This is a genomic window from Mycobacterium sp. D16R24, assembly GCF_002013385.1.
Taxonomy (GTDB): Bacteria; Actinomycetota; Actinomycetes; order Mycobacteriales; family Mycobacteriaceae; genus Mycobacterium.
Genome location: NZ_MAEV01000016.1, coordinates 150,282 through 164,104, shown reverse-complemented (window position 1 = coordinate 164,104; position 13,823 = coordinate 150,282). Strand labels below are relative to the sequence as shown.

Annotated in this window: 15 protein-coding genes; 7 read left to right on the top strand and 8 right to left on the bottom strand. The window is 66.2% G+C overall.

What is annotated here, in order from left to right; translation table 11 throughout:
- The 5 genes from B4383_RS15315 to B4383_RS15295 form a co-directional block, all read right to left on the bottom strand.
- Positions 1-1,514: metallophosphoesterase (locus B4383_RS15315; RefSeq protein WP_078321080.1), on the bottom strand; the 1,514-nt coding region annotated here is incomplete at its 3' end.
- Between the two features lie 88 nt (positions 1,515-1,602).
- Positions 1,603-2,361, bottom strand: a complete 759-nt coding sequence (locus B4383_RS15310; protein WP_078291464.1) for an adenosylcobinamide-GDP ribazoletransferase — start codon at positions 2,359-2,361, stop codon at positions 1,603-1,605.
- Positions 2,358-3,422, bottom strand: a complete 1,065-nt coding sequence (gene cobT / locus B4383_RS15305) for a nicotinate-nucleotide--dimethylbenzimidazole phosphoribosyltransferase (protein WP_078291466.1) — start codon at positions 3,420-3,422, stop codon at positions 2,358-2,360. The genes B4383_RS15310 and cobT overlap by 4 nt, the downstream gene beginning before the upstream one ends.
- A complete protein-coding gene (locus B4383_RS15300) occupies positions 3,419-3,985 on the bottom strand; it encodes a bifunctional adenosylcobinamide kinase/adenosylcobinamide-phosphate guanylyltransferase (RefSeq protein ID WP_078291477.1) in 567 nt (188 codons plus the stop codon). The genes cobT and B4383_RS15300 overlap by 4 nt, the downstream gene beginning before the upstream one ends.
- A 7-nt stretch (positions 3,986-3,992) precedes the next feature.
- Positions 3,993-4,667 (bottom strand): DUF3043 domain-containing protein, encoded by a 675-nt coding sequence (locus B4383_RS15295; protein ID WP_078291479.1) that lies wholly within the window; start codon positions 4,665-4,667, stop codon positions 3,993-3,995.
- 22 nt (positions 4,668-4,689) lie between these two features.
- Between B4383_RS15295 and B4383_RS15290 the strand changes: the two genes are divergently transcribed.
- Positions 4,690-5,751: a glycerate kinase gene (locus B4383_RS15290; RefSeq protein ID WP_078291480.1), complete on the top strand. Its 1,062-nt coding sequence runs from the start codon at positions 4,690-4,692 to the stop codon at positions 5,749-5,751.
- 102 nt (positions 5,752-5,853) lie between these two features.
- Positions 5,854-6,222 carry an iron-sulfur cluster assembly accessory protein gene (locus tag B4383_RS15285; protein ID WP_030095452.1) on the top strand — a complete coding sequence of 123 codons (369 nt, stop codon included), beginning with the start codon at positions 5,854-5,856 and terminating at the stop codon, positions 6,220-6,222.
- Here the strand turns inward: B4383_RS15285 and B4383_RS15280 are convergent, their stop codons facing one another.
- Positions 6,223-6,765 (bottom strand): hypothetical protein, encoded by a 543-nt coding sequence (locus B4383_RS15280; protein WP_078291482.1) that lies wholly within the window; start codon positions 6,763-6,765, stop codon positions 6,223-6,225.
- Positions 6,766-6,918: 153 nt separating this feature from the next.
- Here B4383_RS15280 and B4383_RS15275 point away from each other — a divergent pair, with 153 nt between their 5' ends.
- Positions 6,919-7,890, top strand: a complete 972-nt coding sequence (locus B4383_RS15275) for a carbohydrate kinase family protein (RefSeq protein WP_078291484.1) — start codon at positions 6,919-6,921, stop codon at positions 7,888-7,890.
- On the opposite strand, the gene asnB is transcribed toward B4383_RS15275, so the two are convergent.
- Positions 7,887-9,815 carry an asparagine synthase (glutamine-hydrolyzing) gene (gene asnB, locus B4383_RS15270; protein WP_078291486.1) on the bottom strand — a complete coding sequence of 643 codons (1,929 nt, stop codon included), beginning with the start codon at positions 9,813-9,815 and terminating at the stop codon, positions 7,887-7,889. The genes B4383_RS15275 and asnB overlap by 4 nt on opposite strands.
- A gap of 172 nt (positions 9,816-9,987) precedes the next feature.
- On the opposite strand from asnB, the gene B4383_RS15265 reads away from it, so the two are divergent.
- The 4 genes from B4383_RS15265 (at position 9,988) to B4383_RS15250 (ending at position 13,323) form a co-directional block, all read left to right on the top strand.
- Complete coding sequence (locus tag B4383_RS15265) at positions 9,988-11,058, top strand: cytochrome c oxidase subunit II (RefSeq protein WP_139360806.1); 1,071 nt, start codon at positions 9,988-9,990, stop codon at positions 11,056-11,058.
- Positions 11,059-11,073: 15 nt separating this feature from the next.
- Positions 11,074-11,493: a cytochrome c oxidase subunit 4 gene (locus B4383_RS15260; RefSeq protein WP_078291488.1), complete on the top strand. Its 420-nt coding sequence runs from the start codon at positions 11,074-11,076 to the stop codon at positions 11,491-11,493.
- Between the two features lie 238 nt (positions 11,494-11,731).
- Positions 11,732-12,604 carry an MmpS family transport accessory protein gene (locus tag B4383_RS15255; protein ID WP_078291490.1) on the top strand — a complete coding sequence of 291 codons (873 nt, stop codon included), beginning with the start codon at positions 11,732-11,734 and terminating at the stop codon, positions 12,602-12,604.
- Positions 12,604-13,323, top strand: coding sequence for a DUF2561 family protein (locus B4383_RS15250; RefSeq protein ID WP_078291492.1), 720 nt, complete (start codon positions 12,604-12,606; stop codon positions 13,321-13,323). Before B4383_RS15255 ends, B4383_RS15250 begins: the two co-directional genes overlap by 1 nt.
- Here B4383_RS15250 and B4383_RS15245 read toward each other — a convergent pair.
- Complete coding sequence (locus tag B4383_RS15245) at positions 13,320-13,757, bottom strand: PPOX class F420-dependent oxidoreductase (RefSeq protein WP_078291494.1); 438 nt, start codon at positions 13,755-13,757, stop codon at positions 13,320-13,322. The two genes, B4383_RS15250 and B4383_RS15245, sit on opposite strands and share 4 nt — an antisense overlap.
- Positions 13,758-13,823 lie beyond the last annotated feature (66 nt).

The window sequence follows — 13,823 nt, the reverse complement described above, 5'->3', positions numbered from 1 at the left end:
GAGCTATTGGGAACCAGTGTGTCGGTGAGCTCGCGGCCACGGTATCCCTCGGGCTCGCCTGGCTGAAAGTCGTAACGGGGCCGGCCCGCGGATCCCACCGTGTAGTACACGGTGCCATCCGATTCCGGGTAGACGATGGAATTGTCGCCGGCCTCTGTGGTCGGTCGCCTCGCACGAATGGGATCGGTGCGCTCGAACACATGGTTGTGCCCTTGGAGTACCAGATCCACCTGATAGCGGTCGAACAGCGCGCACCACGCGTCGCGGACGCCACCGTCGCTGGCATGCGAGAGGGTCGTCGAGTAAGCGCAGTGGTGAAAAAAGCACACGATGAAGTCGATGTTCGGGTTGGCGCGGTATGCCGCCAAAGTCTTTTCCACCCAACCAGTTTGGGCTCCACCCGAGTAGCCGGTGTTTGCCCGGATCTCATACGAGACATCGTTGGCGTCCAGCGAGAGCACCGCGACATTGCCGTAGGTGAACGAGTACGCCGAGGGGCATCCGGCGGGGCCGTTGCCGGGAAAACCGAGACGGGCCAGATGCCCGCCGTAGCCGTGGTTTCCGTACGCCGCCTCCATGTCGTGGTTACCGGTCGCGAACATCCACGGTGTGATGGAGGCGCTGGGTTCGATGGATGTCAGATAGACATCCCAGACAAACGGGTTGTACTTGTCGAACCCGGTTGCGGGCTTGGCGCCGGAGGGCACGAACTGGGGCTTTCTCCCCATTCCTGACGGGTCCGCGTACGCGATATCGCCGGCCAAGATGTGGAAATCGGGTCGGCACGCCATGATCTGGTTCAAGACGTTCTGCGTGTGTGACACGGCAGGGTCGTTGTCCGCGCTGTAGTAGTTGTCGTCGTACTCACCGGCGGGCAGGCCCGGTGGGAGTGACGGAGTCTCGTCGGTGCCCTGATCACCCATCATGGTGAAACGGAAGGGGGCGAGCGCGTTTCGCGCCGATGGCATGGCCGACGCGGCCGAACGGGTGTCGCTGAGGAACCCGTCGCTGCTGCGCCAGCGGTAAAAATGCTTAGTACCGCCGCCGATCCCCTGCACGGGCGCGTGGACGTAGAACTGTTCGGCAGCCAGCACACCATGGTCGCTGGACGGGATCTGTGTCACCAGATTGCGGACCTCGGCTTCCAGGGAGGCGCCGAGTTCAGGCGTGGGGCCGTGGTCAAGAAAGATCTTGGTGCCGTGCGGATTCCTGGACAGCTGCCCGGAAAAGCTGAGCTGGCTGGAGGAGTCGGCGCCGAACCCGACGCGCCTGCCGGCCACGCTCAGGGGGGAGTCGTCCGCATACGCACGCCGCCCAAACGGTGATACCCCCAGTGCGGCGACTGCAGCGGCCGCGGCCGACCCGCGAAGGAAGTTGCGGCGGGACACCGCGTGACGGCCTAGATACCCGCGATGCCACTCGTACTGCTCGGCCATCGACATCGATCGGGCGATCGGCTCGGGTATGCCCATATCCGGTGTCTCACCGGCGGGGTTCACGGGGTTGCGCGGCATAGGTTCGAATAGTGGCCCACTGCATCGGGTAACGCGACCGCACAGGCCGGTACGGCCACGAACTCTTGATGAATCTTTCGTCGTCGCGTCATGAAGCCGTGAACCCGAGCGCGGCCAGTGTGGTGGTCACCTCGATGCTCGCGCCCAGCACGTCGCCCGTGATGCCGCCGAACCTGCGTACGCAATGGCGTACCAGGAGCGCGCCGACGGCCAGCGCGACGACCACCGCGGCCGGCCCCTGCCACGGCCGCCAGGGCTGTGCGATGACGCCGACGGCCATCGCCGCCAGCACCCATACTCCCGCGAGCCACAGTGGTTGAGATCCGGCCACTCTGGCACCGAAGCCGCTGTGTGCGGCACCGGGCACCCCACGGCGGCACGCCACGACCGCGCTGACCCGTCCTACCGCGACCGCCAGCGCGATGGCCAGCCACTCCTGCCGGGAAGCCAGCACTCCGAAGGACAACGTCTGCGCCAGTAGGGCGATGACGACCGCCACCACCCCGAACGGTCCCGCCGAACCATCGCGCATCACGGTGAGCGCGCGCTCCGGTGGCCCGTAACAGCCCAGCCCGTCCGTGGTGTCGGACAGTCCGTCGATATGCAGTCCACGCGTCGCGAGGATCATCACCGTGACCGCTGCCAGCCCGGCCAGTGGCGCCATGTACGCGAAGTGCATGATCCAGCTGACGGCCGCGGCCAGCGCACCCAGGGCGGCGCCTACCACCGGTAGCGCTCCCAATACCGGACCCGAGAGCGACCCGGCGAGCCGCGCGGGAACCGGTGCCACGGTGGCGAACTCGAATGCGCCGCCGACGGGCCGGAGTAGCCGCAGCAGCCGGTTCACGTGCCTGGCCCGTCGATTCGGGCCTCGTCGAACGTCGCCATCTGGGCCAGCGTGCCCGCGGCGGCCTGCAAGACGGGCAGCGCGACGAGCGCGCCGGAACCCTCGCCCAGCCGCATCTGCAGATCCAATACGGGTTCCAGCCGAAGGCGTTGCAGGGCAAGAGAATGTGCGGGCTCGGTGGAGCGATGTCCGGCGAGCCACCACTGTCGCGCCCCCGGTGCGAGCTGTTCGGCCACCAATGCCGCCGCGGTCACCACCAGCCCATCGAGCAACACGGGGGTGCGCCGCACCGCGGCGTGCGCCACGAAGCCGGTGATTGCCGCCAGATCGGCACCGCCTGCTCGACTAAGTAGTGCGACCGGGTCGGTGCGCACATCCTTGGTGCGGCGCAGCGCATCGCGCACGGCGGCGGTCTTACGTGCCCAGCCGGCGTCGTCGACCCCGGTGCCGCGACCCACCACCGCCACCGGCTCGCTGGCGGTCAAGGCCGCCACCAAGACCGTTGCCGGCGTGGTGTTACCGATGCCCATGTCGCCCGCGATGAGCAGATCGGCTCCGCCATCGATCTCGGCGTCGGCCAGGGCGATTCCGGCGGCCAGCGCGGCGTGAGTCTCCTCGATGGTGAGGGCGTCCTGCACCGCGATGTTGCCGCTGGAGCGGCGAATCTTGTGGGCGGCCAGGGATTCGGTCAATGAACCATCGGTATCGACGGCAATGTCGACCACGCGCACGCTGGCCCCGGCGAGCGCGGCGAGCACGTTGACCGCGGCCCCACCCGCATCGATGTTCCGCACCATCTGGGCTGTTACCGACGGGGGATAGGCCGATACACCACCGGAGGCCACACCGTGATCACCGGCGAAAACGACCACCCTCGGCCGTTGGAATGTCGTAGGGGGGCACTGATTCTGGCAGGCCGATACCCACACCGAGAGCTCTTCCAGCCGCCCCATCGCGCCCTCCGGTTTGGTGAGTTGCCGTTGCCGGTCGCGGGCGGCGGCGGCGATATCCGGATTGGGTGCCGAGACCGGGGCGAATCGCGGCGCCTCGCCGCTGGTCACGCGGTAGCTCCCTTGATCGCCAGCGGCTGGCCGGCCACCACCAAGAGCACGCGCTGACAGCGCTGTGCCACCGCCTGATTCAGGATTCCGAGCTGATCGGCGAACAGGCGCCCGGATGCGGTGGCGGGGACGATGGACAGCCCGACCTCCGGACTCACGATCACCAGGTCGCTGGAGTAGGCGCCGATCGCGTCGACCAGCGCACCGATATCGGCGGTGACGACCTCGCCGCCACGGTCCCAGGCGCCGCGGCTGTCCATCAGCGCGGTCAGCCAACCCCCGAGATCGTCGATAAGGGTCGGCACCGCCTCACCCGTGCGCAGCTCGTCGGCGATATCCGTTGTTTCGGCGGTTGTCCAGTGATCGGGACGCCGAGACCGGTGTGTGGCAACCCTTTGCGCCCACTCGGCATCCTCACGGACCGACGACCCGGTTGCCAGGTATCGCACGGGGCCCGAGGCGGGCAGCAGAGACTCCGCGAAACGTGACTTTCCCGAACGAATTCCGCCGAGCACCAGAGAGGTGGCCGGCGACGAGCCGCTGGCGCGAAGAGCCCCGGACACTGTGAGGCTAGACCGGCTCGCCGCGGTTCACCCGGGGACGTGGTGCCCGCATCTTGCGCAGCTGTGATGCACGGCTCGCCGCATACCAGCCGAGTTTGAAGCCACCCTCGTCGCTGGTCGGGAAACGTTCGGATACACGTTTGTTCACGAGTCTGCCGACGAAGACGCCGTCGACGATCATGACGATCATGAGAACCAGCATCGCCGGGGTCATCCACATCTGAACCTGGACGGACGGCACCGCGAACATGGAGAAGATCAGGAACAGCGCCAGGGGCATGAACAGCCCCAGCACATTGCGCCGCGAATCGACGATGTCGCGAGCGAACGCGCGCACCGGACCCTTGTCCCGGGGCAGCAGGTATGCCTCGTCTCCGGCCATCATCTTTTCGCGACTGTCGGCCATCCGGGAGCGCCGCTCGGCGTTCTCGGCCTTGCGCTCCGCGCGCGACAGTTTCGGCCCGCGCAGGGACTTACGACGCTGCCGGGCCTCGGCGCTGGTCAACGGGGCCGGAGCGACAGGTCCACGACGCTTGCCGGCGTCCCGCTTCGGGGTGGGGCGGCCCTTTCCGGCCTGCGCCGGTGATGTGACGTCCGTCTCATCGGACGGCGAAGAGGACGCGCTGACAGCGTTAACGGTGCCGTTTTCGGAGGTGGATTTCTTTCGGCCGAGCAGATTCACACGCCCAGATTATCCTGCGCGAATGAGTCAGATTCTGGTGGCGCCCGACAGCTTCGGCGACACGCTCACCGCCACCGAGGCGGCGAGCGCCATCGCGGACGGTTGGAAGCGGGCTCGCCCCGACGACATTCTCATCCTCAGCCCGCAATCGGACGGGGGCCCTGGCTTCGTCGAGGTGCTGGCGGCGCAGCTGCCGTCGGCGCACCGATACGCGGTGCGGGTGCGCGGCCCACTGGACGACGACGTCGACGCGGGATGGTTACTCGATGGAACGACCGCCTACATCGAGTGCGCGCAGGCCTGTGGGTTGCCGCTGCTTGGGCGCGTGCCGTCGGCCGACACCGCCTGGCGTGCCCACAGCACCGGGGTCGGGCAGCTGATCGCCGCGGCTCTCGATGGTGGAGCCACCCGGATCGTGGTTGGCCTCGGTGGCAGCAGTTGCACCGACGGGGGTGCGGGGCTCATCGAGGGTCTTGGCGGGATCGACGCGGCCCGTCGGCGGCTGGCGACCACCGAATTGGTGGTCGCCAGTGATGTCGAGCATCCGCTGCTGGGCGCCCGTGGCGCGGCCGCGGTGTTCGGCCCGCAGAAGGGAGCCGACCAGGAGACCGTCACACGCCTGGAGGAAAGGCTTACCGGGTGGGTCACCGAGATGGAGGCCGGAACCGGCCGCTCCGTGCGTGATCTCGCCGGAGCAGGGGCCGCGGGCGGAATCGGGGCGGCGCTTCTGGCTCTGGGCGGGCGACGTGAGTCGGGGGCGAGGATCGTCGCTGAGCACACCGGCCTGGATGCTGCGATCGCTCGGGTCGAGCTGGTGATCACCGGCGAAGGCAAGTTCGACGACCAAACCTTGCACGGCAAGGTGGCCGGAGCGGTGGCGAGCCGCGCCGGGGCAGCCGGCACCCGGGTACTGGTGCTGGCCGGGCAGGTGGCGCTCACGGCCGGTGAGTATGAGCAGGCGGGTATCGCGCGGGCCGAATCGATCGCCCAGTTCGCGGGCTCTGTGCAGCTGGCCATGGAGGACGCGGCCGGTCAGCTGGCCGGCTTGGCCGCCCAGATCGCCGGTGACTGGTCACGTGGCTAGGGCATAGATGTAGGAATAGTCGCAGACGAGGTACCGTTGAGGTCACTAGACGTTTCCGATACGGACGTCGACCCGAGAGCTTCGACGCAGGGGAGATCCCACATGACTGTCCAAGACGAATCGACCGCCACCTCCACCGAGGAGACCCATGGTGCCGTCTTGACCGATGCCGCTGCCGCCAAGGCCAAGGCGCTGCTGGACCAAGAAGGGCGTGACGACCTGTCGCTGCGCATCGCCGTCCAGCCCGGCGGTTGCGCGGGTCTGCGGTACCAGCTGTTCTTCGATGACCGCACCCTCGACGGTGACCTCGTGACCGAGTTTGACGGTGTGAAGCTGACCGTGGACCGGATGAGCGCCCCGTACATCCAGGGTGCCTCGATCGACTTCGTGGACACCATCGAGAAGCAGGGCTTCACGATCGACAACCCGAACGCCACCGGCTCCTGCGCCTGCGGCGATTCCTTCAACTGATCAGAACGCGTTCGCTCCGCGCATGTATGCGGAGCAGACGTAGATCTTGCCCTCGTTGATCAGTAGCTCGGCCTGCCCCTGTGGAGCATCCTTTCGCTTCTGGCTCGTCGCGGTGAACAGCACCTTGAGTTGGTACTCGGAGAAGTAGACGACCTTGTCGATCGACTTCACCGTCGCCGTTCCGAACGTTGTCACAAACTGTTGAGCGTTGGCGCGCACAATCGAGTCGTCGGTGTCCTTGTCGCGCACCGCGTCGTACAGGCCACAGCCGGCGTTGCGTGCCAGCGTCACGACGTCGAGCTTGGCCATCGCGTCCAGGTAGCCCTGGATGGTCTGCTCGATCTTCGCTTCACTGGGCCGGTGGGATACCCCCGAATTCTTGGTCAGAAATCCGAGCAGCAGTGCCAGCACCACCAGCGCCGCCACTACGGCGGCCGGCGCGAGCCATGCGGGCAGCTTGCGCTTGCGTTCGGGGTAGTCGACCGGAGGCGGCATGGGCGGCAAACCAGGGTAGGGCACCGTCGAATAACCTGGCTCAGCCATTGACTCTCCTGAAATTTCGTTTCCCCGGTTGTCACTCCCCAACAATCCAGGCTAGCAATCGGACACAACTACCCGAACAGTTACGCTAGGTAAGCTTCTGGGGTTGTCTCTCGACTTACCCAATCTGCCCGAATCCTACGAAGGGTCTCACGCGTGTCCATCATCGTCACCGGATCCATTGCGACCGACCACCTGATGAACTTCCCCGGGAAGTTCTCCGAACAGCTGTTGGTCGAGCACCTGCAGAAGGTGTCCCTCAGCTTCCTGGTGGACGATCTGGAAATCCGTCGTGGTGGCGTCGCGGGGAACATCGCATTCGCCATCGGCGTGCTTGGTGGTAAGCCCGCTCTGGTGGGTGCCGTGGGTGCGGACTTCGCCGAGTACCGATCCTGGCTTGAGGGTCACGGCGTCAACTGCGACGCCGTGTTGATCTCCGAGACCGCCCATACCGCGCGTTTCGTCTGCACGACCGATCAGGACATGGCGCAGATCGCGTCCTTCTACCCGGGTGCGATGTCCGAAGCCCGCGACATCTCGCTTGCCGATGTTGTATCGCGCACCGGTACACCGGAATTGGTCATCATTGGAGCCAACGACCCCGACGCCATGTTCCGGCACACGCAGGAATGCCGCAGCCTGGGGTTGCCGTTCGCGGCCGACCCGTCGCAGCAGCTGGCCCGGCTCTCGGGCGAACAGGCCCGCGAACTCGTCGGCGGCGCCAAGTACCTCTTCACCAACGACTACGAGTGGGATCTGCTGCTGTCCAAGACCGGGTGGACCGAGGCCGACGTGCGTGAGCGTGTCGAGCTGCGGGTCACCACCCTGGGGCCCAACGGCGTCGAGATCGTCGAGAAGGACGGCACGTCCCTTAAGGTGGGCGTGGTCCCGGAGAAGGGGCAGGTCGACCCGACCGGTGTCGGTGACGCATGGCGTGCCGGATTCCTCACCGGTCGCAGCGCTGGCCTGAACCTGGAGCGTTCGGCACAGCTGGGATCGCTTGTGGCCACGCTGGTTCTGGAAACTGTCGGCACCCAGGAATGGGTGTGGGCGCACGATGATGCGCGGGCCCGCCTCGCCGATGCGTATGGCCAGGAAGCAGCCGACGAGATCGGTGCCGCTCTCTAGAGCTGCACCGGGTAGTGCGGCTCCTGGATGTTCGGCCGCACCGACTGCTCGACGAAGATCGCATGCCACAGCATGAAGATCAGCACCGTCCACAGTCTGCGACTGTGATCGCTGACCCCGGCGGCGTGCTCGGTGAGCATCCGGCCGACGGCAGGCACATCGATCAGGTGCCCAGCCTGCGTGGTCGCCAGCATCTCACGGGCCCAGTCGTGCAGTAGTCCGTCGACGAACCAGTGCCGGATGGGTACCGGGAAGCCGAGCTTGGTCCGGTGCAGAACATGCGCCGGCACAATGGGTTCCAGTGCCTTGCGGAGGGCGTACTTGGTGGTCTCCCGGGTGATCTTCTCGCGGTAAGGCAGCTGCGAGGCCACCTTGAACACTTCGGGATCCAGGAATGGCACTCGCAGCTCCAGCGAGTTCGCCATCGTCACTTTGTCGGCCTTGACCAGAATGTCGCCGCGCAGCCAGGTGAACAGATCCACATACTGCATGCGCGCCACCGGATCCCAGCCCGCGCATCGCTCGTAGAGTGCGGCGGTGACGTCCTGGTGACCCCATTCCGGACGATAGTGCGGCAGCACCGCGCGCAGCTGTTCGTCATCGAAGCTGCGAGCGTTCCCGTAGTAGCGCTGCTCCAGTGTCATTGACCCACGGTGCAGCAGGCTCTTGCCGCGTACCCCGTCCGGGATCGCGGCGGAAAGCCGCGCGGCACCACGTCGTAGCGCGCCGGGCAGGTACTCGAAAGGTTTGAGCGACAACGGCTCCCGGTAGATCGTGTAACCGCCGAAGAGTTCGTCGGCGCCCTCGCCGGAGAGCACCACCTTGACGTGCTTACGCGCCTCCCGGGCCACGAAGAACAGCGGCACCAGGGACGGATCCGCCACCGGATCATCTAGGTACCAGACGATCTCGGGCAGCGCGGAGACGAACTCCTCCTGGCTGACCACCTTCACCACATGCCGGGCGCCGATGGCCTCGGCTGACTCCACCGCCACGTCGACCTCGGAATAGCCTTGCCGCTCAAAGCCGGTCGTGAAGGTGATGAGTTTCGGGTTGTGCCGGATCGCCAGCGCGGCGATGGCCGTCGAGTCGATACCGCCGGACAGGAACGATCCCACCGTGACATCGGCCCGCATGTGCTTGGCCACCGAGTCGGAGAGCACCTCGGTGATCTCGTCGTACCGGGCCTGGCGGGTCGCGCGGGTGAACGGCGTGACGGAGAACCGGGCGGGGAAGTAGCGCATGACGCGTGGTTTCTGGCCGGGGGAGATGCGGGCATACGAACCGGACTCCAGGCGCCTGATCTCGGTGTGCAGGCTCTCGGGCTCCGGAACGTACTGCAGCGTCGTGTAGTGCTGCAGCGCCCGCAGGTCCAGTTCGGTCCCGATGCCCAACTGCTCCACCAGATCCAGCAGGCATTTCTTCTCACTGCCCAGTGCGGTGCCGCCCGGGCCTGTCGCCATGAACAGCGGCTTGATGCCGAAAGGATCTCGCGCGCAGAACAGCTCGCGTTCCACCGTGTCCCAGATCGCGAAGGCGAACATGCCACGCAGCCGGTACAGCGCGTCCGGACCCCAGAAGTGGTAGGCCGCCAGGATCGCCTCACCGTCGCCCTCGGTGGCAAAAACGGCGCCGTAATCGGACCTGAGCGCTTCCCTAAGTTCCAGGTAGTTGTAGATCTCGCCGTTGAAGACCAGCACGTAGCGGTCGGGGGTGTCCACCGGTCCCCAGCGCAACGGCTGGTGTGAATGTGCGATGTCGATGATCGAGAGCCGGTTGAAGCCGAAGAGCACGTTCTCCTCGTGCCAAATCCCCGGTTCATCGGGGCCGCGATGGCGCATATGCACCATCGCCGCATCTACCGCGGGGCTATGGGATTCGAGGGAAGACCCGGGCGGTCCCAGCCACGCCACCAGTCCACACACGCGGCCAAGTATGCAACATCGCCGGACGTATCACGGGACCATGGTCCCGACACCGGCCCCGTCGCTGCCCCGATGCGACCGCGTGGTCTACGCTGCGTAGTATTCGATTGCTGCCACTGGTCAGCGATGGATTCTGGACCGAAACAGGAGGCTGCAAAACGTGACGTCACCGATGAGCCACGTGGGCGAAAAGGCTCGGACACGGTCCGGCTCACGGCCGTCCCTGCTGGCCACTGTGGTGCTGTTGGGCGCGGCGAGCTTCCTGCTCAGCGGTTGTAGCGTCCAAGAAGTGCTCCGGTTCGGGTGGCCCGAGGGCATCACCCCCGAGGCCCACGACTACATGGCTCCCCTGTGGACCTGGGCGGTCGTCGCCTCGCTGGTCGTCGGCGTCATTGTGTGGGGCCTCACCTTCTGGACCGTCGCGTTCCACCGGCACAAGCCGGGCGACACCGAGTTCCCGCGCCAGTTCGGATACAACCTGCCGCTGGAGCTGATCCTGACGGTGGTGCCCTTCCTGATCATCGCGGTGCTCTTCTACTTCACCGTCGTGGTGCAGAACAAGGTCATGCACAAGGACCCGAACCCTGAGGTCGTCGTCGACGTGACCGCCTTCCAGTGGAACTGGAAGTTCGGCTACCAGAAGGTCGCGTTCAAGGACGGCAGCCTCAACTACGAGGGCGCCGATCCGGAGCGCAAGAAGGCCATGAGCTCCAAGCCCGAGGGCAAGGACGCGCACGGTAAGGAGATTGTCGGCCCGGTGCGCGGCTTGAACCGTGAGGACCGCACCTACCTGAACTTCGACAAGATCGAGACCGTCGGAACCTCTTCGGAGATCCCGGTGCTGGTGCTGCCCAGCGGCAAGAGCATCGAGTTCCAGCTGGCCTCGGCCGATGTCGTCCACTCGTTCCGGGTGGTCCCGTTCCTGTTCACACGCGACGTGATGCCCGAGCCCAAGGCCAATAACTCCGACAACGTCTTCCAGGTCAGCAAGATCCTGAAGGAAGGCGCGTTCGTGGGTCGCTGCGTCGAGATGTGTGGCACCTATCACTCGATGATGGCCTTCGAGCTGCGCGTGGTCAGCCCCAATGACTTCAAGTTCTATCTGGAAGCGCGCAAGGCGGGTAAGTCCAACGCCGAGGCGCTGGCTTCGATCGGGCAGTCACCGGTCTCGATTACCACCAGACCGTTCGATGGCCGCCGCGGCGAGCTCGCGCCGGCGGACAACAACGCGGCGAAGAACTAGGCGAGGGAGCGCAGTATGCATATCGAAGCCCGACTCTTCGAGATCCTCACCGGATTCTTCGCCGTCGCGACCGTGGTCTACGCGGTACTCACCGCCCTGTACGCCAACGGCGGTGTGGAGTGGGCGGGAACCACTGCCATGGTGATGACCACAGGTCTGTCGCTGATCATCTCGACCTTCTTCCGCTTCGTGGCCCGGCGTCTGGACACCCGGCCCGAGGATTACGAGGACGCAGAGGTCGCCGACGGCGCTGGAGAGTTGGGCTTCTACAGCCCGCACAGCTGGTGGCCGATCATGATCGCGCTGGCCGCCGCCACCGCCGCCGTGGGTGTGGCGCTGTGGCTGCCGTGGCTGATTGCCGCCGGTGCGGTGTTCGTGCTCAGCGCCGTCGCCGGGCTGGTCTTCGAGTACCACGTCGGGCCGGAGAAGCACTAGCTCATCGCGTCTTTCGCGCCGTGTCCCACGGGCGTGCTCGTGCTTTGCCGCGAGACTCCCGTGACTGGTGTGACATCTCCGTGTGCACTCTCACGTTTTCGATAACAATCCGGTGGTCAGTTTGGTTTTTGCGGCCGTCGGGTTTCGTCGCCCCGGATGGCTTTGGCTATCGTTGCCATGGCGCCTCAGGCAGGTAGCCCGCCGGGGAGCGGGAAGTGACGAAAAGGAACTTGTGTAGATGAGTGGGACGGACAACCCAGGGTCGGGGACTCCCGGGGAAGTTCCGGATCTGGACGGTCCGAACCTGGACAAGGGCGATGCCGCGGCTGCTGACTCTTCCGGGGCGGACTCTTCCGCGTTTCATTCGCAGGCGTACTCGGCCCCCGAATCCGAGCAATTCACCAGCCCGTACGTGCCGTACGACGAATACGACACCGAGCTGGTCGATGGCGACGAGCCGCCTCCGCCGCGGTGGCCGTGGGTCGTCGGGGTGGCGGCGATCATCGCCGCGATCACCCTGGTCGCCTCCGTCGCGCTGCTGGTAGCCGGGCGCTCGGACGAGACGACTGGAGCCGCCAAGAGCACCTCGGTCACGCCGACCCCGAGCACGACGCCGTGGAATGAGATCATCACGACCACCACGCCCCCGCCGCCTCCTCCGCCCCCGCCGCCGACCACGGAGCCACCGCCCCCGCCTCCTCCGCCGGTGACTGAGACGGTGACGGTCGAGCCTCCTCCACCGCCTCCTCCACCGGTGACGACGCATGAGGCCCCGCCGCCGGTGACGACCACCACGACACCGCCGCCTCCTCCGCCCCCGACGACCACGACGCCGGCCCAGCCGCGGCAGATCACGTACGCGGTGACGGGTTCCAAGGCGCCGCTCGACCGCATCACGATCACCTACATAGACCCTCAAGGGCGTACCCGGGTGGCGCCGAATGCGTACATCCCGTGGTCTATCACCGTCACCCCGATCTCCAACTCGGAGATTGGTTCGGTATCGGCGAGCAGCATGCTGCGCTTGAGCCAGCTCAACTGCACGATTACTACCAGCGACGGTCAGGTGCTGTCCTCCAACAACAACAACTCGGCCCAGGCAACCTGCTGATGCCAGCGGGTCGATTGGCCAAGCCGCTGGAGGCACTTGCCGGTCCGGTGCGGCGATCCTCTCCCGAGTCCGTCGACCGGATGCTGATCGGGTTGTGCGCCGTGATCTGGCTGGCGTTCGTCGGGATGTTGGTCGGCGCCATCGTCGTGATGACGGGAGTGGGGGAGGACTCGACAGGGTCCGCTGGTAGCTCGTGGGGGATCTACATCGTCATCGGGGTGTCGCTTGCCGTCATCATCGGCGCCGTTCCGCTGCTGTTGCGCGCCCGTAAGACGGCGACCCGGCCCACGAGGCGTGGCGCATCAAAAGCCGCAGCTAAGCCGGCCAATGCCTCCGGTGCACGCAGCGTGCCGTCAGGTCCTCCTCCCGCGGAGGCCTCGACCGAAAAACTCAAGACATTCGGCGGTCTCGTGGACCCCGTGAGCCATGCTCCCAAGGACTACAACGGTCCCGGGTCGCCGGCATACCGGGCCGCCGCCGAGGCAGCGTCGAAATCGGCAGCAGCCGACCGGCTGTGGCTGCGCGCCACGGTAGGGATCGCTGGTGGGATCGGTCTGGCACTGCTGGCGGTGGTCACCGGTACCTACCTGCTGGCGGTGAACAGTGAGACCGCCGCCATCGTCGCGTTCGTGTTCGGTGGAGTGATTACCTGCGCGATGGGCGCGATTCCGTGGCAGACCCTCAAGAAGCTGCGTGAGCTCGGCGCGTCGTCGTCCTAGTCCGCGATCCCAGCGCGGGCAATGACTTTCGTGATGGTGGCCCGCACGAGTGACTCTTCCGGGACCGCGTTGCGGTGGCCGAAGTCCTGGGCCAGCTCGGCGCCCATGTAACGTCCACCGATCCTGGTCGCCCACTCGAGCATCTCGTCGAGATCGTTGCTCAGCCGCGCCTCCGCAGAGAACTGGACGTAGGAGTACGGTGGCCGCTGGTCGTCGACGGCCAGCGAGATGCGTGGGTCTCGCCGAATGGCCTTGCCCTTCAAGGTTTCCGTGCCCGTCGTGAAGATCAGCTCATCGCCGTCGGAGCCCTCGTGGAGCAGGAACCACACCGGCGTCACGATGGGTGCGCCGTTGGCCCGGACCAGGCCGAGCATTCCGGTGCGGGTGCCCTCGGTGGCGAAGGCCCACCATTGCTCGCGCGTCATCTCCTGCATACAGCCAGGGTAAAACATTGGGCCCCGCACACTTTCGTATGCGGGGCCCAATCGTCGAGCTGACTT

Excerpts from the sequence above, each read along its gene's own strand:
- B4383_RS15290 (WP_078291480.1), top strand. The coding sequence starts at position 4,690 with ATGAGTCAGATTCTGGTGGCGCCCGACAGCTTCGGCGACACGCTCACC.
- B4383_RS15285 (WP_030095452.1), top strand. The coding sequence starts at position 5,854 with ATGACTGTCCAAGACGAATCGACCGCCACCTCCACCGAGGAGACCCAT.
- B4383_RS15280 (WP_078291482.1), bottom strand. The coding sequence starts at position 6,765 with ATGGCTGAGCCAGGTTATTCGACGGTGCCCTACCCTGGTTTGCCGCCC.
- B4383_RS15265 (WP_139360806.1), top strand. The coding sequence starts at position 9,988 with ATGAGCCACGTGGGCGAAAAGGCTCGGACACGGTCCGGCTCACGGCCG.
- B4383_RS15260 (WP_078291488.1), top strand. The coding sequence starts at position 11,074 with ATGCATATCGAAGCCCGACTCTTCGAGATCCTCACCGGATTCTTCGCC.
- B4383_RS15255 (WP_078291490.1), top strand. The coding sequence starts at position 11,732 with ATGAGTGGGACGGACAACCCAGGGTCGGGGACTCCCGGGGAAGTTCCG.
- B4383_RS15250 (WP_078291492.1), top strand. The coding sequence starts at position 12,604 with ATGCCAGCGGGTCGATTGGCCAAGCCGCTGGAGGCACTTGCCGGTCCG.
- B4383_RS15245 (WP_078291494.1), bottom strand. The coding sequence starts at position 13,757 with ATGCAGGAGATGACGCGCGAGCAATGGTGGGCCTTCGCCACCGAGGGC.